The sequence below is a fragment of the Serratia sp. PAMC26656 genome, from assembly GCF_016469055.2.
Classification (GTDB): Bacteria; Pseudomonadota; Gammaproteobacteria; order Enterobacterales; family Enterobacteriaceae; genus Serratia; species Serratia plymuthica.
This window is the reverse complement of the sequence record NZ_CP150486.1, coordinates 4,401,367-4,424,526: the sequence shown is the minus strand read 5'-3', so window position 1 is coordinate 4,424,526 and position 23,160 is coordinate 4,401,367. Positions and strand designations below refer to the sequence as shown.

The 23,160-nt window shown below is 56.3% G+C and carries 18 protein-coding genes and 1 pseudogene; 3 read left to right on the top strand and 16 right to left on the bottom strand.

Annotation, left to right across the window (positions count from 1 at the left end; all coding sequences use genetic code 11):
* Positions 1 to 37: 37 nt before the first annotated feature.
* From JEM67_RS21890 to trxC, 3 genes are all read right to left on the bottom strand, one after another.
* Positions 38 to 2,686 (bottom strand): bifunctional acetate--CoA ligase family protein/GNAT family N-acetyltransferase, encoded by a 2,649-nt coding sequence (locus JEM67_RS21890; protein WP_013814245.1) that lies wholly within the window; start codon positions 2,684 to 2,686, stop codon positions 38 to 40.
* Between the two features lie 33 nt (positions 2,687 to 2,719).
* Positions 2,720 to 3,424: a tRNA-uridine aminocarboxypropyltransferase gene (locus JEM67_RS21885; protein WP_062868356.1), complete on the bottom strand. Its 705-nt coding sequence runs from the start codon at positions 3,422 to 3,424 to the stop codon at positions 2,720 to 2,722.
* Positions 3,425 to 3,666: 242 nt separating this feature from the next.
* On the bottom strand, positions 3,667 to 4,086 hold the full coding sequence (gene trxC, locus JEM67_RS21880; protein WP_013814243.1) for a thioredoxin TrxC: 420 nt from the start codon (positions 4,084 to 4,086) through the stop codon (positions 3,667 to 3,669).
* A 208-nt stretch (positions 4,087 to 4,294) separates the two neighbouring features.
* Here trxC and JEM67_RS21875 point away from each other — a divergent pair, with 208 nt between their 5' ends.
* The gene (locus JEM67_RS21875; RefSeq protein ID WP_006327493.1) at positions 4,295 to 5,386 is read left to right on the top strand and encodes a tRNA/rRNA methyltransferase; all 1,092 of its coding nucleotides are present in this window, start codon (positions 4,295 to 4,297) and stop codon (positions 5,384 to 5,386) included.
* A gap of 123 nt (positions 5,387 to 5,509) precedes the next feature.
* Here JEM67_RS21875 and emrB read toward each other — a convergent pair whose 3' ends face one another.
* From emrB to JEM67_RS21845, 6 genes and pseudogenes are all read right to left on the bottom strand, one after another.
* Positions 5,510 to 7,045 carry a multidrug efflux MFS transporter permease subunit EmrB gene (gene emrB / locus JEM67_RS21870; RefSeq protein WP_013814242.1) on the bottom strand — a complete coding sequence of 512 codons (1,536 nt, stop codon included), beginning with the start codon at positions 7,043 to 7,045 and terminating at the stop codon, positions 5,510 to 5,512.
* A 17-nt stretch (positions 7,046 to 7,062) separates the two neighbouring features.
* On the bottom strand, positions 7,063 to 8,235 hold the full coding sequence (gene emrA / locus JEM67_RS21865; RefSeq protein WP_199636694.1) for a multidrug efflux MFS transporter periplasmic adaptor subunit EmrA: 1,173 nt from the start codon (positions 8,233 to 8,235) through the stop codon (positions 7,063 to 7,065).
* Between the two features lie 25 nt (positions 8,236 to 8,260).
* Positions 8,261 to 9,712 (bottom strand): efflux transporter outer membrane subunit, encoded by a 1,452-nt coding sequence (locus JEM67_RS21860; RefSeq protein WP_199636695.1) that lies wholly within the window; start codon positions 9,710 to 9,712, stop codon positions 8,261 to 8,263.
* A 28-nt stretch (positions 9,713 to 9,740) separates the two neighbouring features.
* Positions 9,741 to 10,259 carry a transcriptional repressor MprA gene (mprA, locus tag JEM67_RS21855; protein WP_004953780.1) on the bottom strand — a complete coding sequence of 173 codons (519 nt, stop codon included), beginning with the start codon at positions 10,257 to 10,259 and terminating at the stop codon, positions 9,741 to 9,743.
* A 301-nt stretch (positions 10,260 to 10,560) separates the two neighbouring features.
* Positions 10,561 to 10,800 (bottom strand): annotated as a pseudogene (locus JEM67_RS21850) (branched-chain amino acid ABC transporter permease); the annotation flags it as partial.
* Between the two features lie 124 nt (positions 10,801 to 10,924).
* The gene (locus JEM67_RS21845) at positions 10,925 to 12,124 is read right to left on the bottom strand and encodes an MFS transporter (protein ID WP_199636696.1); all 1,200 of its coding nucleotides are present in this window, start codon (positions 12,122 to 12,124) and stop codon (positions 10,925 to 10,927) included.
* 104 nt (positions 12,125 to 12,228) lie between these two features.
* Here JEM67_RS21845 and JEM67_RS21840 point away from each other — a divergent pair, with 104 nt between their 5' ends.
* A complete protein-coding gene (locus JEM67_RS21840; protein ID WP_199636697.1) occupies positions 12,229 to 13,104 on the top strand; it encodes a LysR family transcriptional regulator in 876 nt (291 codons plus the stop codon).
* Between the two features lie 32 nt (positions 13,105 to 13,136).
* Here the strand turns inward: JEM67_RS21840 and proX (JEM67_RS21835) are convergent, their stop codons facing one another.
* The 6 genes from proX (JEM67_RS21835) to JEM67_RS21810 form a co-directional block, all read right to left on the bottom strand.
* The gene (proX, locus tag JEM67_RS21835; protein ID WP_199636698.1) at positions 13,137 to 14,138 is read right to left on the bottom strand and encodes a glycine betaine/L-proline ABC transporter substrate-binding protein ProX; all 1,002 of its coding nucleotides are present in this window, start codon (positions 14,136 to 14,138) and stop codon (positions 13,137 to 13,139) included.
* A 33-nt stretch (positions 14,139 to 14,171) separates the two neighbouring features.
* On the bottom strand, positions 14,172 to 15,167 hold the full coding sequence (proX, locus tag JEM67_RS21830; RefSeq protein WP_199636699.1) for a glycine betaine/L-proline ABC transporter substrate-binding protein ProX: 996 nt from the start codon (positions 15,165 to 15,167) through the stop codon (positions 14,172 to 14,174).
* Positions 15,168 to 15,228: 61 nt separating this feature from the next.
* Entirely contained in the window at positions 15,229 to 16,356 is a 1,128-nt protein-coding gene (gene proW, locus JEM67_RS21825) for a glycine betaine/L-proline ABC transporter permease ProW (RefSeq protein WP_013814235.1), read from the bottom strand.
* A complete protein-coding gene (gene proV / locus JEM67_RS21820; RefSeq protein WP_199636700.1) occupies positions 16,349 to 17,551 on the bottom strand; it encodes a glycine betaine/L-proline ABC transporter ATP-binding protein ProV in 1,203 nt (400 codons plus the stop codon). The genes proW and proV overlap by 8 nt, the downstream gene beginning before the upstream one ends.
* A gap of 415 nt (positions 17,552 to 17,966) precedes the next feature.
* A complete protein-coding gene (locus JEM67_RS21815; RefSeq protein WP_013814233.1) occupies positions 17,967 to 18,653 on the bottom strand; it encodes a response regulator in 687 nt (228 codons plus the stop codon).
* A 52-nt stretch (positions 18,654 to 18,705) separates the two neighbouring features.
* Positions 18,706 to 20,331, bottom strand: coding sequence for an ATP-binding protein (locus JEM67_RS21810; RefSeq protein WP_199636701.1), 1,626 nt, complete (start codon positions 20,329 to 20,331; stop codon positions 18,706 to 18,708).
* 326 nt (positions 20,332 to 20,657) lie between these two features.
* Here JEM67_RS21810 and JEM67_RS21805 point away from each other — a divergent pair, with 326 nt between their 5' ends.
* Positions 20,658 to 22,013 (top strand): 2-hydroxycarboxylate transporter family protein, encoded by a 1,356-nt coding sequence (locus JEM67_RS21805; RefSeq protein WP_063197525.1) that lies wholly within the window; start codon positions 20,658 to 20,660, stop codon positions 22,011 to 22,013.
* Positions 22,014 to 22,111: 98 nt separating this feature from the next.
* Here the strand turns inward: JEM67_RS21805 and JEM67_RS21800 are convergent, their stop codons facing one another.
* Positions 22,112 to 23,083, bottom strand: coding sequence for a patatin-like phospholipase family protein (locus JEM67_RS21800; protein WP_199636702.1), 972 nt, complete (start codon positions 23,081 to 23,083; stop codon positions 22,112 to 22,114).
* Between the last annotated feature and the right edge of the window lie 77 nt (positions 23,084 to 23,160).

Here is a 23,160-nt window from a genome sequence, read left to right as displayed (position 1 = left end):
TGTTAAGTGGTGGATTCGTAGCGCATTGCGACATTGGTCACTGCGCTTCATCAGCCTGCAACGGCAGGGTCAAATTGACGATCCCGTCTTCAAGCTGCACATCAATACCAAAGCCCAGCCGTTGTGCCAGCGCAATCATGCCGCGGTTGTTCGGCATGGTAATGCCGGTCAGGCGGGTCAGTCCGTGGGCGCGGGCATAAGCGATCATTTTTTCCAGCAATTGGCGGCCGAGACCTAACCCTTTCAAATCTGAACGCACCAGCACGGCGAACTCCGCGTCGGTATTGTCCGGATCGGAAAGCGCACGCGTTACGCCGATAATTTGTTCGTCGCGCACGGCGACAAAAGCCATCTCCCGATCGTAGTCGATCTGCGTCATGTTAGCCAAATCGTCGTGGGTAAACTCATTGATCTCACTGAAGTAGCGGTAGTAGAGATCTTCCTTGGTCACGCGATCGATAAAGTGCTTCAGCGTCGGCTCGTCTTCCGGCAAGATCGGTCGGAACAGGCATTGTGAACCGTCTTTCAAGCGGATAATTTCTTCCAGCTCATGGGGATAAGGGCGGATCGCCAGCCGTGCCTGCGGGTCACCCTCGAAGGGCGCAATTTGCATGGAGACGTCCAGCAGCGTGAATTCGCTGCCCGAGGCCAGCACCGGGTGGATGTCCAGCCGGGTGATTTCAGGGCAGTCGAGGATCAGGTTGGATACCTGTACCAGCAGGCGGCTCAGCCCGGGAATATCCAGCGGCCGCAGTGCGCTGCGCCCACGGATTTTTCCTCCTTTAACCGCCTGTAGCACCAAATAGCGTGCCAGCGCCATATTCAGCGGCGGCAAAGCTACGGCGACCTGGTTTTCCTGCCGCCATTCGATGCCCCCTTCGCCCAGCATGATCAGCGGGCCAAAAATAGCGTCTTGCTCCACGGCAATACGCAACTCCTGCGCTCCGGCACGGTTGGCCATGCTTTGCACCAGCAGGCCGTGAATGCGGGCCTGCGGATAGGTACGTTTTACGCGATCGAGAATAGCGTCCGCCGCACGCTGGACCTCGGTGGCGGTGCGCAGGTAGAGCATAACGCCCTGAACCTCTGATTTATGAGGAATATCCGGCGAGCGCAGCTTCAGCGCCACCGGATAACCGATTTGCTCGGCGATGTGCACCGCTTCGGTACTGTCTTCGGCAATCCAGGTGGGCAGAGTGGTCAGATCATAGGCCTGCAGAATGGATTGCACTTCGTGGGTATCGAGCTGTGTAGCGCCTTCAGTCAACGCCTGATGGATCAGCCTATGCGCATCGGCGGTGTTGGCCGTCAGGCCGACCGGGAGCGCCGGGGTCTCTTTCAGCTGTTTCTGGTTACGGCGATATTCCACCATATGCATAAAGGCGGTCACGGCCCCTTCCGGAGTGCGATAGGTCGGGATTCCGGCCTCGGTAAACAACCTCCGGGCTTCTTGCGACGAGTATTCGCCGCACCAGTTGGTGAGCAGCGTGATGCGTTTACCGCGCGGGTGCTGGCGAACTGCATCGATAATGCGTTCGGCGGTGGCGGTGCCCGGTGCCGCTGCGCTCGGGGCGTGGATCAGCAGCAGGGCATCGTAGTCATGGCTGTCGAGCAGCGCCTTGACTGCCGCCAGATAACGTTGCGGCGTGGCATCATCACGCAGATCGATCGGGTTACCGGCGCGAATAAACTCCGGCAACGCCACGCCGAGCTGCGTCAGGCTCTCTTCCCCCAACTGCGCTAGCTTGCCGTTGCGGCCTAGCAGTTCGTCTAACGCCATCGCTGCCGGTGCCGCGCCGTTGCTGACGATCATCAGCCGTTCACCGCGAAGCGGATGCATGTGGCTCAGGGTTTCCACCGCGGAGAACAGTTCGTGGGTGTCCTGAACGCGCAGCAAACCCGCACGTTGGATGGCGGCATCATAAGCTGCGTCCAGACCTTGCTGGCTGTTGAGCAGCAGTTGGGCCTGTTGGCTGCGACCGCTTTTGATCACCAATATCGGCTTGTTGCGCGAAGCGCTGCGCGAGGCAGACAAAAAGCGGCGTGCATCGCTGATGTTTTCCAGGTACAGCAAGATGGCACTGGTTTTACTGTCGCGTGCCAGAAAATCCAGCAGGTCGTCGACGTCAATATCCAGGCTGTCGCCCAGCGCGATAAAATAGGAAAACCCGACCTCGCGCTGCTGCGCCCAGTCGAGAATGGTATTGGCGACGGCGGCGGACTGAGAAATGAACGCCAGTTTGCCCTTGAGGATCGGCACCGGAGAGAAACTGGCGTTGAGACCTTGCCATGGCGCCAGCAGGCCCAGGCTATTTGGCCCAAGCAGACGCATCGAGTAACGTTGTGCGCAGGCTTTCAGCTCGGCGAACTGTTCCGGTGGGGAGGAGAGCACAATAGCGGTTTTACAGCCGCGTTTACCCAGGGCTTCAATCAATGCCAGGTTGCGCTGCGCGTGGGTGCAGAGTATCGCCAAATCGGGTGTAAGCGGCAGGCTGGCGACGTCAGGGTAGGCCATCACGCCGCACACGGCCTTATAGCGAGGTGTGACCGGCATTACCGGCCCGCTGAAGCCACCGGCCAACAGGTTGCTCATCATCAGGTTACCGGCGCGGCCGGGCTGTTGTGAAGCGCCGAGAACGGCAATCGATTTAGGACGTAAAAGCGCTTCTAACCCTCGCTGGCTCATGCACGGCTCCTTTTGGCAACGTTACTCCTGATTCTAGGCGTTTTGCGGCAGCTTTGCTGTGACCGGTGCCTCCGGGCGCGTAGGTTTCCCGGCCAGATACTGTTGACGGAAATAACGAAAATGCTGGTTCAAACCCTCAGAGGCGGCGGCATCGCCGGCCTGCTGCAACAGCGCCGCCGCCACTTCTGCCGTGCAGTGTTGCTCGGTGCGGCTGGCTTCACGCAGCTGGTAATTCGAAGCGGCGGTGACATTGAGTGAGAATACCGGGAATGCGTTCAGATACGGGCTCTTGCGGAACATCTTGCTCGCCTCGGTCCAGGTGCCGTCGAGCATGATAAACAGCGGCGGTTTGCCACCGACAGGCAGTTCGCTGAACACCGGCCGCTCAGGAGCGGCGTAGGAGGCGGGGAAGACTACGTAAGGCTGGCGTTGCGGATCGTTAATCGCCTTCAGCAACTCGGGGTCGATCTCGGTGCGCGACCAGAGGAACGCTTGGGTATCCGGCAGGATATCGGCTATCAGGCGGCCGGTATTGCTGGGTTTCAACGGCTCCGCGCCAAACATGATCAAACAGAAGCGGCTGGCGGCCGGCTGTGGCTGGATAGTGTCGCACAGGCAGTTTTTATGAGGCAGCAGGCAGCCCTGACAACGCGGTACGCGATTACCGCGCGCCAGAAAAGGGCGGGTAGAGCGTTCCAGACGAAATTGGCGCAGGCGGAGTACGGCGTTGTCAGTCATAAATATCCTGGGGAAAATGGCTATTGTAGCGCAGAAAAAAGCCCGGCGGGAGCGCGCGGGCTAGTTCGAATGGCGGCGGTGTCGTCCACAATGGGCAACACTGCCTATATACTATGGATTTCAAGTTGCAGCCAGGCGCCCAGCTCACTCATCCCAGGAGCTTACTTAGGTAAGTGACTGGGGTGAGTGAGTGCAGGTAACAACGCTGCAGCTTGAAAGGCGACGGGTATAGACTTTCTGCGTTAAACTAGTTCATTGAGCCAGTTATCGAACGGCGTTTTCGGCATCGCACCGTTGAGCATGTCGACCATTTTGCCTTCACGGAACAGCATGATGGTCGGAATACTGCGGATACGGAAGCGGGCGCTCAGTTCCGGTTCGGCTTCGGTGTTCACCTTCACGAAGCGTACTTTGCCGGCGCGTTCTTCGGCAACGTCCTCGAAGACGGGCGCAAAGTTGACGCAGGGGCCGCACCATGGCGCCCAGAAATCGACCACTACCGGCAGGTCATCCTGCAGCAATTGGTCCAGCGTGGCTGCGGTGGCGTTGATCACTTCGCCGTCAAATAGCGGATGGCCGCAGCGGCCACATTTCGCGCCGTCCGCCACACGTTCTTCAGGTACGCGATTGGTGGCATTGCAAGCTGCACAGACTGTATTCATGTTTACCTCGGAGACTGAGAAAGCATTCCACGCCGCAGTCAGGTTGCGGAGTTGTTTCTTTAATGCTGGTTATTATCGGTAAAAACGGGGCATTGAACAAAGAGGTTTGTTCAATGGATACGATAGTTGCTAGCTTTTAGCGCAAGTAGGTGGCTTAGCACCCCAACATCAGGTAATCTTCGCGCCCTGCGCGTTGGTGGAGAAGACAATGAACGATTCATTTAGTGGCAAAAACGGTAAAGTTAAAGTGATGTACGTCCGCAGTGACGACGACAGCAGCAGCGACGACCGTAACAAGAATAAACGTCCGGCCGGCAAAGGCCGTCCGGCTGACGGTGCGCGCTCTGGCCGTACCGGTCAGGACAAGCCGCGTGGCAATAATGATCGCCGTGGCTCCGATTCTCGCCGCAGTGAAAGCGATCGTCCTAGCCGTCCGGCGCGTACTGAAGACCGTGGCGGTTATGATTCGCCGTGGAAAACCGTGTCACGTGCCCCGGAAGAAGAGCCGGCGTTCGATCACGGCGGCATCAGTGGCAAAAGCTTTATCGATCCAGAGCAGTTGCGCCGTCAGCGCGCGGAAGAAACCCGCGTCTACGGTGAGAATGCCTGTCAGGCACTGTTCGCCAGCCGTCCGGACGCCATTGTCCGCGCCTGGTTCGTGCAGTCCGTTACGCCGCGTTTCCGCGAAGCGCTGCGCTGGATGGCGGCTAACCGCAAAGCCTACCACGTGGTGGATGAAGAAGAGCTGGCGAAAGCGTCCGGCACCGAACACCACGGCGGCGTGTGTTTCCTGATCAAAAAGCGTCAGGGTCTGGATGCGCAAACCTATCTGAAAGAAGCCCCGGCGAAAGATTGCGTGCTGGCGCTGGAAGAAGTGGGCAACCCGCACAACCTGGGCGCTATCGTCCGTTCTTGCGCCCACTTTGGCGTGAACGGTGTGCTGTTGCAGGATCCGGCGGTGCTGGAATCCGGTGCGGCGGTGCGTACTGCTGAAGGCGGCGCGGAGCATATCAAGGCGATTAACGCCGATGATTTCCTGTCGGTGCTGGATACCTTCCGCAAAGCGGGTTACACCATCGTCACCACCTCAAGCCACAAAGGCACGCCGTTGGCGCAGGCCAAGCTGCCGTCCAAAATGGTGCTGGTGCTGGGCCAGGAACGTGACGGTCTGAGCGACAGCGCGTGGCAGCAGGGTGATATGAGCGTGTCTATCGGCGGTACCGGCAAGGTGGAAAGCCTGAACGTATCGGTCGCGACCGGCATTTTGCTGGCCGATTGGTGGCGCCAGAATCAGGCGTAACGGTTAGAAACCCGGAAACTTTGAAGCCGCTGTGTTATGGGCGGCAACTGGCCATTCGCTGGGTATCATCGGAAATATAAAGAACGGGCGCCTCAGAAGGGCGCCCGTTTTGTTGGGTGAGATTCAGTGAGCGCCGCCGCCCCCGCCACCGGAGCTGAATGGTGGTTTCGCCACCCAGACCAACGCCAGCAGGATCAGGAACACCCCCGCCGCCAGCCAGAAGATCTCGTTGGCAGAGATAATCAGTCCCTGTGCGGTGATCTCGTTGGCAATATAAGCCGAGGCCTGCTGTTTGCTCATGCCAACCTGTTCCAGCTGTCGGTACATCTCCTGCGACTGCGGGTTATAAGGATTTACAAACTCCGCCAGCTGCGAGTGGTGCTGCGATTCCCGCTGGGTCCACAGCGTGGTGGTAATCGAGGTGCCGATTGAACCCGCCAGCGTACGGGTAAAGTTCGACAGGCTCGATGCTGCCGCCATGCGCTCCGGCGGCAGGCCGGACAGCGTAATGGTGATCAGGGGCATAAAGAAGCAGGCAATGGCGAAGCCCTGGATAAACTGCGGCCAGGCCGAAGCGCCAAAATCCATTCCCGGTTCAAACGTATAGGCGCGCCAATAGAAGCACACGGCATACATAACGAAGCTGAAGGTCACCAGTCGACGCATATCCAGCCGGTTACCGAATTTACCGATAATCGGCGACAGCAACACAGGTAACAGCCCGATAGGTGCCGAAGCCAGGCCGGCCCAGGTGGCGGTATAGCCATATACCTCCTGCAACAGCTGCGGCAACAGCACGATGGAGCCGAAGTACAGCATGTAGGCCAGGCTGATGCACAGGCAGCCGATGGTAAAGTTGCGCGATTTGAAGAGCGACAAATCCACCACCGGGTGGTCATCCGTCAGCTCCCACACCACCAGGAACACCAGCGCCACCACGGCGACGACCGTCAGAACGATAATCTCCGTCGAGTTGAACCAGTCCAGCTCTTTACCCTGATCGAGCATCACCTGCAGCGAACCGATGCCGACAATCAGCAACACCAGACCGACGGTGTCGATCGGTTTGATCTCGGTTTTGGTTTCTCTGCCTTTCAGCGTCGCCATCGCCACCAGGATCACGAACAGACCAATCGGAATGTTGATGAAGAAGATCCAGCCCCAGTGATAGTTATCACTGATATACCCGCCGAGGATCGGCCCGAAGATCGGCGCGACGATCACCGTCATCGACCAGAGCGCCAGGGCCATCGATCGCTTGGCGGGGGGATAGTTATTCAGCAACAGGCTTTGTGACAGCGGGATCAACGGCCCTGCCACCAACCCCTGGATCACGCGGAAGAAGATCAGCATGCCCAGGCTGTTGGAAATGCCGCACAGCCAGGAGGCGAGGGCGAACAGCGCGGTGGACCAGAGGAACAGGCGCACTTCACCGATGCGCTTGGCCAACCAGCCGGTGATCGGAATGGAGATGGCATTCGCCACCCCAAACGAGGTGATCACCCAGGTTCCCTGTGAGTTGGAGGATCCGAGATTACCGGCGATGGTCGGTATCGCCACGTTGGCGATAGTCGAGTCCAGCACCTGCATGAAGGTCGCCATGGCGAGCGCGACCGTCATCCAGGCTAACTGTGCGCCTTCAAGCGGTTTCTGTGCCAAGGTAGCCTCCCGCACGCTTAGCCGGCATTCGCATGGATCACGTCGGCGATCATTTGATCAACCGGCGCCAGATTCAACGCCAGTGCGTTGGTCTGGTACAGCGGCTTGTCACGCACCACGTCAGACAGCACGCGGCCGTCCAGATTGGTGGTGTCCACTTTCACCTGTGTCGACAGACCAATGCGCAGCGGATGGTCGGCAATCTGTTTGGCATCCAGCTCAATACGCACCGGCAGACGCTGAACCACTTTGATCCAGTTACCGGTGGCGTTTTGTGCAGGCAACAGCGAGAACGCGCTGCCGGTGCCCATATCGATGCCGACGACTTTGCCGGTGTACACCACGTCATCACCGTAAATGTCACTGACTACGGTTGCCGACTGGCCGATGCGCATATTGGCGATCTGGGTTTCTTTGAAGTTGGCGTCAACCCAGACGTGCTCGGCAGGGACCACCGCCATCAGCGGGGAACCGGCGGCGATTTGCGCGCCCACCTGTACGCTGCGGCGGGAAACATAACCGGTGATCGGGCTGATGATTTTAGTCCGTTGCAACGCCAGCCAGGCGTCGCGCATCTGCGCGGCGGACTGCTGAATTGCCGGCTGTTTCTCCAGCGGAGTATCCAGCACCATCGCCTGATTGGCGTTGTATTGCTGTACCGCCACTTCCAACGCCGCTTTGGCGCTGTCGACAGCATCACGCGCATGTTGCAGTTCTTCGCGCCCGATGGCGTCAACATTGCCCAACACCACGCGGCGTTTGAGGTCGTTCTCCGCCTTGCTCAGGTCAGATTTGCGCAGGGCAATATTGGCCTGATACTGCTTGCTGTTGATGATCAACTGGTGGGTCTGGCGCACGCTGTTGGCCAGGCTGGTCTTGGCGCGCTCCAACGCCTGCTCGGCATCGGTCGGATCGAGCGTCAACAGGACATCACCTTGTCTGACATAGTCGGTGTTATCGAAATTGACGCTGTTTACGCTGCCGTTCACCTGCGCCATGATCTGCACCTGGTTGCCGGATACATAGGCATCATCGGTTTCCTGATGATGACGCAGCACCAGGAACCAATACACTAAATAAGCCACCCCAATAACAATGAAAATAACCGTCAGCAACAGCAGCCAAAACTTGCGCTGCTTCTTTTTGCCGCTCGGTTGCTGCGGGTTTTGAGTCTCCGCGCTTGCGCTCATGGTGTTCTCCAAGCTCTCTATTTTATTATGCTTTTGAATCCGCTACGGCCGGGGCTTGATAGCCACCGCCCAACGCGCGGATCAGTCCTATCTTCGCCTGCAACAAATTGCTGCTGGCTGTCAGTTCCGCCTGTTGCTGCTGCAAGAGCTGCGTCTGGCTGGTCAACAGTTCGTCGCGCCCGATAATCCCTGCCTGGTATCGTGCGTTTGCGACTCGGTACACCTGCTGCATCGATTGGGACGCGGATGCCGCCTGCAACTGCTGTTGCGCAGTACTTTGCTGGACGGTGATGGCATCGGCGGTTTCCTGCACGGCATTCAGGATGGTTTGGTTATAGGATTCCACCGCTTCGTCATACAGCGCAGATTCCTCACCCAGCTTGCTGCGCAGCGCACCGGCGTGGAAGATCGGCAGCGAAATCGCCGGCATCACGTTCCAGGCCTGGCTGGCCGCTTCAAATAGATTCGGGCTGGTGCCGGAGGTATTGGTGGTGGTCAGACCGGCAAAGGCCGAAATGGTCAGGCTGGGGTAAAATTCTTTACGTGCGGCGCTGACGCGTTGGTTGTAGGACTCAACCAGTTGACGTTGAGCGGCGATGTCCGGGCGTTTCCCCAGCAGATCGGCGGTCAGTTCGCCTTTTGGCGCCATCAGCGTATTGGCGGGCAAAGCCACCGGACGCAGGTTTTGCATGGCGCTCGGGCCTTGGCCGGCGAGGGCCGCCAACTGATGTTTAAGCTGTTCAATCTGCGATTGCAACTGGAGGATCTGTTGCTTGGCGCTGTCGGCCTGCGCCTGGGTTTGTTGCGGAATATCAATGCCGGTGATGCCGGCTTTATACTGCCGCTGGCGTAGTTCCGTCAGGCTTTGGTTGTTGTCCACTTCCTGTTGCAGCAGTTTTTCCTGCGCGAAATTGCTCTGCAACTGGTAATAGGAGGAAGCTACCGAACTGGTCAACGTCAACGCAGCCTGTTCCTGCTCGGCACGGGCCGCATCGACCTGAGCCTTGGCGGCGTTGACCTGGTTGCGGTACTTGCCCCACCAGTCAAATTCATAGGCCAGATTCAGCCCCAGCGAGTTGGAGCTTTCATAGATTGGCTTATGCGGATACCCCAGCCCCATATTGACGTTTTGCGGGACTTTCTGGCGGTTGGTGCTGGCGTTCAGATCCAGGTTCGGGCCGTTGGCGGCATTGGCTTGGCCCATGACGCTCTGCGCTTCGCGCACGCGGGCCGCGGCCTGGCGCAGCGTCGGCGAGCTTTGCAGCGTTCGGGTCATCAGGGCATCGAGCTGTGGATCGTTAAGCGCACGCCACCACTGCGGGCTGACGTTCAGCGAGCTGACCTTCGGTTGCGACAGCTGCAGGCTCTGCGAGTCCATCAGGGTGGATTGCGGGGCAATATTATCGGTAGATGCACACCCGGCCAGCAGTAATACCGCGAACAGCGGGGTGAACCTCCAGTTAAATGGGGATCGCATAAGTAAGTACCTGAACAGAAATTGTGAATTAGGATAACTGTTCTGTGATTTCCATTTGATCCAGACGTGCCAATAGTTTGCGCGTCAGCTTTTCAAGCTGTTGCTGTTCATCATTGTCCAGCGTGGACCACAGGAAATGCAGACATTTGTGCTGCGGTGGCAGCAGTTGACTGAGAAACTCTTCGCCCTGCGGCGTCATATGCAGATGCAGGCAGCGGCGGTCATGGTCGCTTTCACGACGCTCAATCCAGCCGCGTTTTTCCAGCTCATCGGCAATGCGCGTAGCATTGGTGCGCGAAGAACCCAGAGCAGAGCTTAGCTCAGAAGGCTGAATGCTGTGATTTTCCTGAGCATCCAGGGTAATCAACGCCATAAATAATGTTTCGTTAATCCCTTGTGCCTTGAGCATTTTATTGCGATTTTCCAGCAACTTACCTTGCATGTGCATACACAGCCGGGTCAGAAGAATTTCCTGATAAGGAAAATCTTTCTGACGTTTTGCACGAAAATTAAGCATTTGTTCAATGGGAGTAAACGAGCTTTCCATAATTTAGGGCCTCATTAATTTCGTTCGAGATAGTAACGATAGTGACTAATAATGTAAATGTTCAGCAGAGTGAATAATTTAGCTATTCGTGTCATTTGTCAGCTTTTTGTAAATGACCTCTGCCCGAAAAAAGCTTTCGTGTGATGTGGCGCACGAAATTACAGGTTATTTCGGCTGAAAATCATAAGTAATATTAATGTTATAACAAAGGTTGCCGTACCGATTTGTATGGGAAAAATGATGCTTTTGCTGCGATAAAGCATAGATCCAGCGCGATAAAACCGGCCAGCGCTCGCCACCACCAGGCTGATTGATGCAAGACTACGGGGGCGGTAATCACAGACTGGTTGGCGGCCACAGAGATTAGGCAAGAAAAGAAAAGGCTCTCGAGCGGGGAGGACCCCAGCTTCACGGCACTCAGACCAAAAGCAAAGGCCACTGGCATGGAGCCGATGACGATCGGTAAACTGTCGATGATGCCGTGGACGAAGGGCGTTCTGCTGCTGGGGGCATTGTCGTTTTCTGCAGTTTGGCTTTGCATTTTGTGTTCTGATCGCAGGGTATATAGGACATCAATAGTTCATGCTCAGAACATTACCAGAGAGTGAGTAACGTTTATACCCTGCGGAGCTAATAAATTTCCAATATTATTATTCGCGTGCTAATCAGATCGCTGCCGGTCCCTGCGGGTCATGATGCTTGCCGCGCCACCAGATCAGCAGATTCAGCACGCACAAAACCCCTCCCGTGGCGGCGACGCCAGACCACCCAGCGTGCTGATAGGCCGAGGCGGATAGCAAAGAACCGAGCGCGCCGCCGATAAAATAGCTGGTCATATAGCTGGCGGTCAGGCGGTTACGCGCTTCCGGCATAATGCGGTACATCACGCTCTGATTGGTGACGTGCACGGCCTGCACTGCCAGATCGAGGATCAGAATGCCGGCGATCAGCGCCCACAGCGATTGTGCAGCGAAAGCGATGGGTATCCACGACAGCAGCAGCAGGACCAGGCCCAGAGTCGTGGTTAAACCGGCTTTACCCTTGTCCGCCAGGTGCCCGGCGCGGGAGGCGGCCAGCGCACCGGCGGCTCCCACCAGGCCAAACAGACCGATCACCCCTTCGGAATAACCAAACGGTGGTGCCGCCAGCAGGAAGGCCATCGAGGTCCACAGCACGCTGAAGTTGGCGAATGACAGTGCGCCAATCGCAGCACGGGTGCGCAGCAGCGGCGTGCCGTAAAACAGGGTGAAGATCGATTTCAGCAACTGAGGGTAATTCAGGCCGGAATGCAGTTTGTAACGCGGCAGCGCGCGCCACAGGATCAGCGCCATCAGGATCATCAGCCCGCTGGCTACCCAGTAAATGGTGCGCCAGCCGCCGATCGACGCCAGCGCCCCGGCCACGGTGCGCGCCAGCAAAATACCGAGCAGCAGGCCGCTCATGATGATGCCGACGGTTTTGCCGCGTTTTTCCGGATGCGCCAGGGTGGCGGCCAGCGGCACCAGGATCTGCGCCACCACCGAGAACAGCCCGGTAAGCGCGGTACCGAGGATCATCACCGGCAAGGTGGTTGAACTGGCGGTGATCAACATGCCGCCTGCCGCCAGTAGCGTCATGAAGACGATTAACCCACGCCGTTCGAACATGTCGCCGAGCGGGACCAGCAGCAGCAAGCCGGCGGCGTAACCCAACTGAGCGGCGGTGACGATAAAACCGGCCTGATTGACCGACAGCGCAAAGTTCTTGGCAATGGTTTCCAGCAGCGGCTGCGCATAATAATTACTGGCGACGGCCAGGCCGGTGGCGATGGCGATCAGGGCAATCAGCGCTGGGCTGAGGCCCGGGTGGGGATTTTGTTGGCTCATAAAGGCTTAATCACAAGAAGAAGTGATGCGCAGTATCGGGCAGGACAGTACGCGAAACCAATGTATAATTTTCATTTGATTAATCTCATTTTGCGATAGATGCCATGAATCTGAAACAGATCCGCTTTGCACTGGCGGTAGCCGAAGAGCAGAGCTTTACCCGTGCGGCGCAACGCTGTCACACGGTGCAATCGGCACTCAGCCATCAGATCGCCAAACTGGAGGAGGAGCTGGGCTGCGCATTGTTTGAACGCACCTCGCGCCGGGTCAGGCTGACCCGCGCCGGACAGGCGTTTATTCTGCCTGCGCAGCGGCTGCTGGCGGCCAAACAATCGCTGGTGGAAGAGGTGGTGGCGGCCAACGGGACGATTTCCGGCACCTTGACCATCGGGACCATCTCAACCATAAACGCGATTGATCTGACCGAAAAACTGAGCAAGTTTCATCGCCACTATCCGGCGGTTAACATCAGGTTGTATGTGGGCATGAGTGAGGAACTGCTCGAGGATGTCCGCCAGCAGAAGACCGACGTGGCGTTTGTCGGGATCTGGCCGGGGGATATCGATATGCTGCCGGTATCCCATCGTCAGTTGACCGACGAGCCCCTGGTGGCGCTGGTGGCGGCGCAGCATCCCTTGGCCAACCGCCAGCGGGTCAATTTGCAAACCCTGTCGGAAGTGCCGCTGGTGGATTTTTACAGCGGTACCGGCGCCCGGCGCCAGACCGACCGCGCGTTTCAGGCTGCGGGCATCAAGCGGCATATCAGTTTTGAAATCGATCATATCGAATGGCTGGAAAATCTGGTGCAGCGGGGATTGGCGGCAGGCATTGTGCCTATCTCGACGGCGCAGCGTCTGAGCGCGCTGGTGTCTATCCCGATTGAAGATGGCCCACGGCGGCAGGTGTATTGCGTATGGCCGCAGCAGCTATCGAGGACAGCCGAACGCTTTTTGCAGTTCAGCGGGATTGAATTGACGTAATAAGGGGCGCAGTGGCCTGCGCCCCGCAGGGGTTATTGCTTCGCAGCTTCCGCAGCGGTTTTCACCCAACCGTCGAAGGTCGCCTGGTGCGCCTTGATCCAGCCGTTAACATGGCTCTGGATATTGGCGTCGGACGCCTGGCCTTCATGCATACGCAAATTCTGCGCATTCACGTCGGCAATCGGCAGCTTCATGATGGCGAACAACTTGGCGGCCGCCGGGTTGGCTTCTGCCCACTTTTTGTTGGCGGCGATACTCATGGTGTTCACCGGGAAACCATAGTTGGCACCGTTCGGCAGCTTGGTATCCACATTTTTCTGCTCGCCCGGCAGGGAAGAGAACGGCACTTGCAGCCAAACCACGTCACGTCCCGGCACCAACACGTCGCTTACCCAGTACGGAGTCCAGGTGTAGTAGAGTATCGGTTTGCCTTCTTTGTAGCGGGTAATGGTATCGGCGATCATCGCCGCGTAGTTGCCCTGGTTGTGCTCGACGGTTTTGCTCAGGCCATAAGCCTCGATATGGTGGTTAATCACCGCCTCGCAACCCCAGCCCGGCGTACAGCCGGTCAGATCCGCCTTACCGTCGCCGTTGGTGTCAAACAGCTTGGCGATCTTCGGATCTTTCAACTGATCTATGTTGGTGATGTGGTATTTATCGGCGGTTTTCTTGTCGATCAGGTAACCCTGCGCCGCGCCGTTGACGTACACCCCTTCGCGGTAGAATTTGGCGTCGCCGCCTGCGGCCTTGTACTGATCGGCGTGCAGCGGATCCCAGTTCACCGCGAGGAAGGTGGCGTCGCCGGAGGCGATAGAGGTGTAGGCGACGTTATAATCCACTTCGCGGGTGTCTTTGACGTCATAACCGAGCTTTTCCAGTGCCTTGCTGACCAGTTGCGTCTGGAAGGTTTCTTCAGAAATGGTGCTCTGTAGCGGCTGTACCGTTACGCCTTTTCCCGGTAAGTCAGCGGCGAAAACCGCCTGCGAGCCAATCAGTGTCGTAAGGGCAACCGCCCAGATTCCTGTAGTGCGCATAGTGAAATACCTTTTTATGTTGTGAAGTCGGGATTATTTCGCTGCCGCGGCAGCGGTGTTTACCCAGCCGTCAAAAGTGGCCTGATGGGCCTTAATCCAGCCGTCTACGTGGCGCTGTATATCGTCCGCTCCGTTCTCGCCGTTGTGCATGCGCAGGTTTTGCGCGTTCACGTCCGCCAGCGGCAATTTCATGATGGCAAACAGTTTGGCGGCAGCCGGGTTGGCCTGCGCCCACTGCTTGTTGGCGACGATATGCTCGTTATTGACGGCGAAACCGTAGTTCTTGCCGTTTGGCAACGCGGTATTGCTGTCTTTCAGTGATCCCGGGCTGGCGGAGAACGGAACGGTCAGCCAGACAACGTCACGGCCGGGCACCAGTTCGTCGCTGACCCAGTAAGGCGTCCAGGTAAAGTACAGCACCGGTTTACCCTGCTTATAGCGGGTCAGGGTATCGGCGATGATGGCGGAGTAGTTGCCCTGATTTTGGGTCACTGTGCCGCTGAGCCCGTAGGCCTTGATATGGGTGTCAATTACGCTGTCGCACACCCAGCCCGGTTCACAGCCGGCCAGATCGGCCTTGCCGTCGCCATCGGCGTCAAACAGCTTTGCCAGCTTGGGATCTTTCAACTGGGAAATATCGCTGATGTGGTATTTGTCGGCGGTTTTTTTATCGATCAAATACCCCTGCGCCGCATTGGCGATATAAGCGCCCTGGCGATAAAATTTCTTGTCGCCGCCGGCGCTGTTGTACATATCGGTTTGCAGCGGATCCCAGTTCACCGCCATGTAGGTGGCGTCGCCGGAGGCGATGGAGGTATAGGCGACGTTGTAATCCACCTCGCCGGTGGGCTGGACGTCGTAGCCCAGTTTTACCAACGCGCGGTTGACCAGTTCGGTCTGAAAACTTTCTTCCGCGAGTGTGCTTTGCAGCGGTTTAACCGTGACGCCTTTGCCGGGAAGTTCGGCGGCGAACGCCTGTGTGCTTAGCAATGAAGTCAGGGCAACAGCCCAAATTCTTGTCGAGCGCATAGTGTTTCCTTCGGTTTTATGGAGCGGCCAGCGCCCCCGACGGTTCGCCGGGGGCAGGGCATTAAGGCTTTTTGATGAAGGGGCGGGTAAGCAGCCCGATCGGGCCGTGAGCGTACCAGCGGCCCATGCCTTTGCTGCGGCGATCGCGCCCCAGCGACTGGGTGAGACGATCGAGAATAATCGCCAGGATCACGATGCCGACACCGCCCACGGCGGCCAGTCCCATATCCAGCCGGCCGATGCCGCGCAGCACCATTTGGCCCAGACCGCCGACGGCGATCATCGAGGCGATAACCACCATCGACAGTGCCAGCATCAGGGTTTGGTTAACGCCGGCCATAATGGTCGGCATCGCCAGCGGCAATTGTACTTTGAACAGTAACTGACGCGGGCTAGAACCGAAGGATTCGGCAGCCTCGATCAGATCTTCCGGCACCTGTTTGATGCCGAGAATGGTCAGACGCACGATCGGCGGCAGCGCGAAGATAATGGTTACCACCACCCCCGGTACGTTGCCGATACCGAACAGCATGACGATCGGCACCAGATAGACGAACGCCGGCGTGGTCTGCATGGCGTCGAGCAAGGGGCGTATGATCTTGGCGGCATGTTTGCTGCGCGCCAGCCAGATGCCTAGCGGCAATCCGATGACAATGCAAAAGAACAGAGCGGTCAGCACCAGCGCCAGCGTTACCATGGCCTGCGACCAAGCGCCAATCGCCCCTATTGCAATCAGGGACACCAGGGTAGCGGCACCCATGCTGAGGCTGGAGATCTGCCAGGCGATCAGTGAGAACACCAGAATGGCGATCGGTGCCGGCATGCCGAGCAGTAACTGCTGAAAGCCGCCGAGGATAAAGTCGACCGGTACGCGTATCCCCTGAAACAGCGGGCGGAAGTGCAGGACCAGCCAGTCTATGCCTTGAGTCACCCAGGAATCGAACGGCACCCAGGCCTTGTGGAACGGATCGAGCAGGTTGAAATGCTCCGGCTGGGCCGGTGCGCTGTTAAGCCAATCAGAACCCTGAGCAGCCTGATTGGCCGCGTCGTGTGTTGCCGGTGGCGGTGCGCTGGACCAGGCATCGCCACCACTCTCGGCAGGAGCCGCAGAAGCGGCGGCATCAGTCGCCGGTGCGGCGCTGGGGTCTGCAGGCGCGGTGGCCCATGGATCCTGTGTTGTATCACTCATTCGCTGGGCCCTCTTTATCCAAGGCCTGCAGCAGCATGGCCTTGGAAATAATTCCGATATAGTTGTTTTCTTCGCAGACTACCGGCACCGCGCACGGGGCTTGAGCAACCAGGGAAATCAGTTCGCTCAGCGGCATATCCGCCGGTACCGGTGCCGGGGCGTCCAGCAGGGCGTCATCCAGCGTCTGGTTGGCGGCCAGCGCCTGTTTGAGCGAATCTACCGACACCACGCCGATAAATTTCTTTCCGCGTTCAACAACATAACCATAATCGCGGTCTTCATCGCGCAGCAGCTGCAACGCCGAGCGCGGACCAAAACCGGGGGTTTTACGAATCAGGGCAACCGGGCGGCGTTTGGCGATATCCTTCGCGCTGAACACGTGGCTGATATCCACGCCACGGAAGAAGGTGCGGACATAATCGTTGGCCGGATTATTTAATATTTCCTCCGGCGTACCGACCTGAATCACCTCGCCGCCTTGCATAATCGCAATGCGATCGCCAATACGCATCGCTTCATCCAAATCGTGGGAAATAAACACGATAGTGCGCTGATGCCGGGCCTGTAATTTGACCAGCTCATCTTGCATTTCGGTGCGGATTAAGGGGTCGAGCGCCGAGAAGGCTTCATCCATCAATAATATGTCCGGATTATTCGCCATGGCGCGGGCTAATCCCACACGCTGGCGCATCCCACCGGAAAGCTCATCGGGATAAGAATGCGCATAATTCTCCAGACCGACCTGTCGCAGGGCATCCAGGGCTTTTTCCTGACGCTCCTGTGGCGGTATTCCGGCTAATTCCATGCCGAAGGCGGTATTATTCAATACGGTCATATGCGGCATTAAGGCGAATGACTGGAACACCATGCTGATCTTATTTCTGCGTACGGTTCGCAGCGCACTGTCGGATATTTTCGATATATCCTCGCCGTCAATCAGCACCTGCCCGCGAGTGGGTTCTATCAGACGATTGAGAAGGCGTACCAGGGTGGATTTTCCCGAACCGGAAAGCCCCATGATGACAAATATCTCGCCTTCTTCAATGGCCAGAGAGGCGTCTTTCACGCCAAGCGATAATCCGGTTTTTTCAAGCAGTTGGTCTTTTGTCAGACCTTTATCAATCAGTTTGAATGCTCGTTCCGGATGCTCACCAAATATCTTATACAGGTTCTTTACTTCAAGTTTAATTGCCATGCAATTTGCTGTTTCCTCTGATGAATTATCAAACGATAAAAACGTCCTAATAGAAAATAATAGTCGCCTATACCCTAACACAGTGAAGTTCTGAGACAACCCTCAATGTCCCGGAATGAGAATGTTGGCGGTTTACATCGGCCTGTCGATTAGTTATGGTAGCTTGGCCCACGTTAAATTATTGTTAGGATGTTTCTGAATTATATTTCTCGCTGAAAGGTGATGTTTCACAGGAATAATGGCAAAAAAATCTCGCTTTATTTCCCCTGCAGGCTGCCGTTCAGACAATAAAAAACCCGACCAGAGGCCGGGTAAAAGTCATCAGTATTTCATCAGTATTCAACGACAGGTACCGATATCGAGGGGGATATCGTCGCAAGCACTGTACGCCCCCTATATGACAGCCATATTGCACTTAAGCTTTGCGATACAGACGGCGTGGATGGCCGATATTGCCGTACATCATCTCCACGCGTACGAATTGGTTGGCGACGCAGTATTCCAGGTAACGTCGGGCGGTGGTTTTGCTGATGCCGACCTGCTCGACGACGTCTTCCACCGCGTGCGCGATCTCCGGCTGATTGATAAACAGCGCCTGCACCAGCTCCAGCGTATTGGCTTCTATGCCTTTGGCGCTCGGTTCGCTGGAAAACTGTTTGGATTGCAGGTTATACAGCGCATCGACGCTGCTCTGGTCTATCACTTTGAAGCTGCGCTGGGTCTGCACAAACTGCATAAAACGCTCCAGCGAGTTACGCAGCCGCTTGTAGGACACCGGTTTGATGATGTAATCGAAGGCGCCGTTGCGGATTGCCTGGCTGCAGGTATTCATATCGCTGGCGGCGGTAATGAAGATCACCGAACACCCGGGTTTTTTCACCGCCGGCTCTTCCATCAGTTCAATGCCCTGACCGTCCGGCAGAAAGTTATCCAGCAGGATCAGCCGTGGCTGATGCGAGTTGACTTTGGCCCTGGCTTCGGCCAGCGTGGCGGCATAGGCCACCACCCGCAGAGCAAAGTTCTGCTCGATGAACTCTGCGTGCAGCGTTGCCAACTGTGGCTCATCTTCCACGATCAAAACGTCCAGTGCTTCGTGTTGCATAATCGGGTGCTCAAGACTGTTATAAGGTTTTTAGGTCTCTATCCGTCGTCTTTCAAACCTCGGCATTGTTGCTTGCGGCCTGAAATTCATAGGGGATAAACAAGGAAAATATGGCGCCGTGCGGATCGTTGTTCGACACTTCAATGCTACCGTGTGCCTGCGCTACGTGGCTGGCGACCAGGTGCAGGCCGATACCGTGGTCACCTTTGTCATCTTTGGTGGTGACGCCCTGTTCAAACAGCGTATCGCGCACCTCGGCAGCAATGCCGGTGCCGCGGTCGGCCACTTCAATCACCAGCTCATTGCTGCTGTCGCTGATATAGAGTTCTACCGCTTCGTGCGGCGCATCGCAATGCAGCGTAGCCTCTACTGCATTATCCAGCAAATTACCGATGATCGACATCAGTTCGGTTTCATTCAGTGCCGCCGGGATTTGACGCAACTGGCAGGCGGGATCAAAGCGCAGCTCGACGCCTTTTTCCTTTGCGCTGGAGTATTTGCCCAGTAGCAAGCCGCACAATGCGGCCGAGCTGAAGCGCTGCGAGATAAAGTCGAGGATCTCTTGCGCGCCTTCCGACTGAGCCTCCACATAACGGATTGCCTCGTCGTAACGCTGCATATGCAGCAGCCCGGCGAGGGTGGCGGTCCAGTTCAGTTGTTCATGGCGCATGATGCGCAGGTTATCGGCGTAGCGCTTTACCTGGCTTAGCTGGCTGCTCAGGGTATTGATGTCATTTTTGTCGCGGAAACTGATCACCCAGCCTTGCAGCACCTCTTCTTGCATGATGCGTACCCGGCTGGCGATCACGCGCACGTGGTTGAAGCGGCAAACCTCATCGTGCGTGTCGTGCCCCAGTTGCGACGCGCCGAAGAAGTCTGGCTGCGACTGGATCACTTCGCCGATTTCACGGCCCATCAGGGTGCTGGCGGGTTGCCGCAGGTCCAGCAGTTCACGCGCCGCGTGGTTGATGGTAATGATCTGCAACTGGGGATCGACGGCAATAACGCCTTCGTAGATCGCTTCCAGCAGAGCCTTTTGCTGGCGCACCAGCAACGCAATTTCTTTGGGCTCGAGCCAGAACATTTGGCGTTTTAAATTTTTCGATAACAGCCAGGAAAAAATAAACAGGGCGATTAACAACAGCACAATGGAACCGACGATCTGCGTCAGGGTTCTGGCATTCAAATTATCGATATGTGACTTCAGATAGCCAACCGAAACAATGCCGATGACGTGATTATTTTCATCCAGTATCGGCGCTTTGCTGCGTAATGAAATACCGATGCCGCCTTTGCGGAACGAAATAATGCTTTTCCCTGCCAATACTTCTTTATTATCGCCACCGACCATCGGGGTACCTAAGCGATCGGCGTATTCTGAATGGTAAAGATGTCGGGCGCGATTATCGCCGATGACAATATAACTGGCATCGCTGCTGGCGCGTATTTTCTTCATCAGCGCGGCGACTTGCTCAGGGTCGTTTTTTTCCACGGCGCTGATCAGGGAGGGGATCAGAGCTATTTCCCGTGCCTGCACCTGTGCTCGCGCGCCAAGGTCACGGTGCAACTGGGCATCCAACTGATGGTAGGTGTAAGCGCCAATCAACGTCAGCAGCAGACAGGAGAAGGCGACCAGGCACAGGAACAGCTTGATTTGAAATGAGAGTTTTACGCGCATGGCTGGGGTTCACCGTGAGAGTTCCTGAGCGCTTACCCTATCATGAGTCGGGGTTAATGTAATATTGCGTCCGATCAAGTTGTGATCGCAGACACGGGATTATGCTTACCGGGTATCGCTATTCAATGGCTACTATAAAACGGATAAATTTTAAATAAAAAATAGCATTAACGCCATTAAAACCACGCTATATTTTACATAATCATTATTAACTCCATAGAAACCATAACCACCATTAAAAACCCTTTTTTATTTTGAACACAATCACAGCAGTTAAGCCGTGCGTTTCTCTATGATGGCTGAACAAACTAATAAGAGGCCAGATTATGAGCACAACAGATGATTCTTACCTCGTCGCCAAAGACAAAACGGCTGAAATACCGCTGAGAGAAAAATGGTGGCACATACTGGACAATTACAAAGTAGGGATTATTCCGTTACCGTTCTTTATTCTGGCCGGCGTGCTTATTTTACTGGATTGCCTGGAAGGAAAATTACCGAGCGATATCGTAGTGATGGTCGCCACGCTGGCTTTCTTTGGTTTTGCCTGCGGCGAGTTTGGTAAACGTCTGCCGCTGATCGGCAAAATGGGGGCTGCGGCGATCTGCGCCACCTTTATCCCTTCCGCATTGGTGCATTACGGTCTGCTGCCGGACGTAGTGGTGGAATCGACCACCAAATTCTATAAGTCGACCAATATTCTTTATCTCTATATCTGCTGCATTATCGTCGGCAGCATTATGAGCATGAACCGTCAGGTGCTGATTCAGGGTTTCCTGCGAATCTTCGCGCCCATGCTGTGCGGTGAGATTGTCGGCATGCTGGTGGGGATGGCGGTCGGCATGGCGCTTGGGCTGGAACCGTTCCAGATCTTCTTCTTCCTGATCCTGCCGATCATGGCCGGTGGCGTCGGCGAAGGCGCGATACCGCTGTCGATGGGGTACGCGGCGATCCTGCATATGGAGCAGGGCGTGGCGTTGGGCCGTATTCTGCCGATCGTCATGCTCGGTAGCCTGACCGCCATTATCCTTGCCGGCTTGCTCAACCAACTCGGCAAACGCTATCCGCATCTGACTGGCGAAGGCAGCCTGATGCCAAGCAAGCAAGGTGACAGCGACATGTCCGCCGTGGATAAAATCAGCGGCAAGGTAGACGTCAGCACCCTTGCCTGCGGCGCGTTGTTGGCTATTTTGCTGTACATGGTGGGGATGTTGCTGCACCGCATGATTGGCCTGCCCGCGCCGGTCGGCATGCTGTTTGCCGCCGTGGCGGTGAAGCTGGCGCACGGCGTGTCACCACGCATTCAGGAAGGTTCGCAGGTGGTATATAAGTTCTTCCGCACCGCAGTGACCTACCCGATCCTGTTTGCCGTTGGCGTGGCAATCACCCCGTGGCAGGAGTTGGTGAACGCCTTCACCCTTCAGAATCTGGTGGTGATTGTCAGTACCGTCTGCGCGCTGGTGGCGACCGGCTTCTTCGTCGGCAAGAAAATTGGTATGCATCCCATTGATGTGGCGATTGTCTCCTGCTGTCAGAGTGGGCAGGGCGGCACCGGTGATGTCGCTATTCTTACCGCCGGCAACCGCATGTCGCTGATGCCGTTCGCCCAGATTGCAACCCGTATCGGCGGTGCGATTAACGTCTCGCTCTCCCTGTTGGTACTGGCGAAATTTTTCTCATAACAACTAATAAGACCTTAGCATTTCTTTGCCTTTCCCCGCCCCCGCGGGGATTTTTTTGCCCGTTCGGCGCTCAGGCCGAGCGGGCGGGGGATGACCGGTTACGCCGCCTGTTTGACGGCCGCGTCATACCAGGCGAAATAGCGTTCCACGCCCTGGCGGCCGGATTCAATCAGCGCGCGTTTTTTGGCTTCGCTGATGGCGAAATCCAGCGTGCCGACGTCAAGGGTGTCTACATAAACGGTCCGCTTCCAGTCGTCGCTGTCCAGATGCACTTTGGTCTGAATATCCAGCAGGGTGTTAACCACCGCCAGGGTGAAATCGCACAGGTTATTGATGGCGGTTTTATTGACCGATTGGCCCGCCGCCTGTGCGATTTCGTTGGCGGAGTCCAGACGAATACCCAGGGTTCGGGTATTGATCTGTTGCGTGGTGACATCGATATAGGGCGGCGATGCGGTGAAGTCGTAATCGAACATCCGTACCGGATAATTATCGATTGTGCCGCCATCGATACACAGATCGCCCAGCTGATTGTTTTTAGCGACAAAGGCAAAGGGGAATGACATGGAGATCCGCAATCCATCTGCCACCTTCATGCGCGGCGTTGTTTGATGGGAATACACCTCGCGCAGCCCGCTGTTTAAATTTGCGCCAATAAAATAGAGGGATTTAAATCCTTTTGTTTCTTTCAATGCTTCAAATCGCTCAAAAGTAATATCCGCATTTCCGGTATATCGTTTGATAATATTGCGCGACCAGGAGTAAAAGTAATCACCAGGGGCAATGCCATATTGATTAAACAGCCGATGTGCATCGTAGATAGAGCCAAAAATACCGCCGTTATAATCGAGGAATTTCTTGAAATCCATGTCGGACAGAATTTTTGTGACATCAGCGGCGCTGCAACCCAGCCCCACCAGCAGTGCAGCGATTGCACCGGCCGAAGCCCCGGAGGTTTTTTTGATCTGCGGCATAATGCCTTTGGCTTCCAACAGTTCCAAAACGCCGCCATAGGCGATACCTTTTACGCCGCCGCCTTCGAACACCAGATTTTCAAATTGATATTTCATAATAATTCCTTACTCGTTGTTTGGGTGAGTAAAGAAAATAACGGGTTCGCGTTTTATTAAATATTGATTGGGGTTGT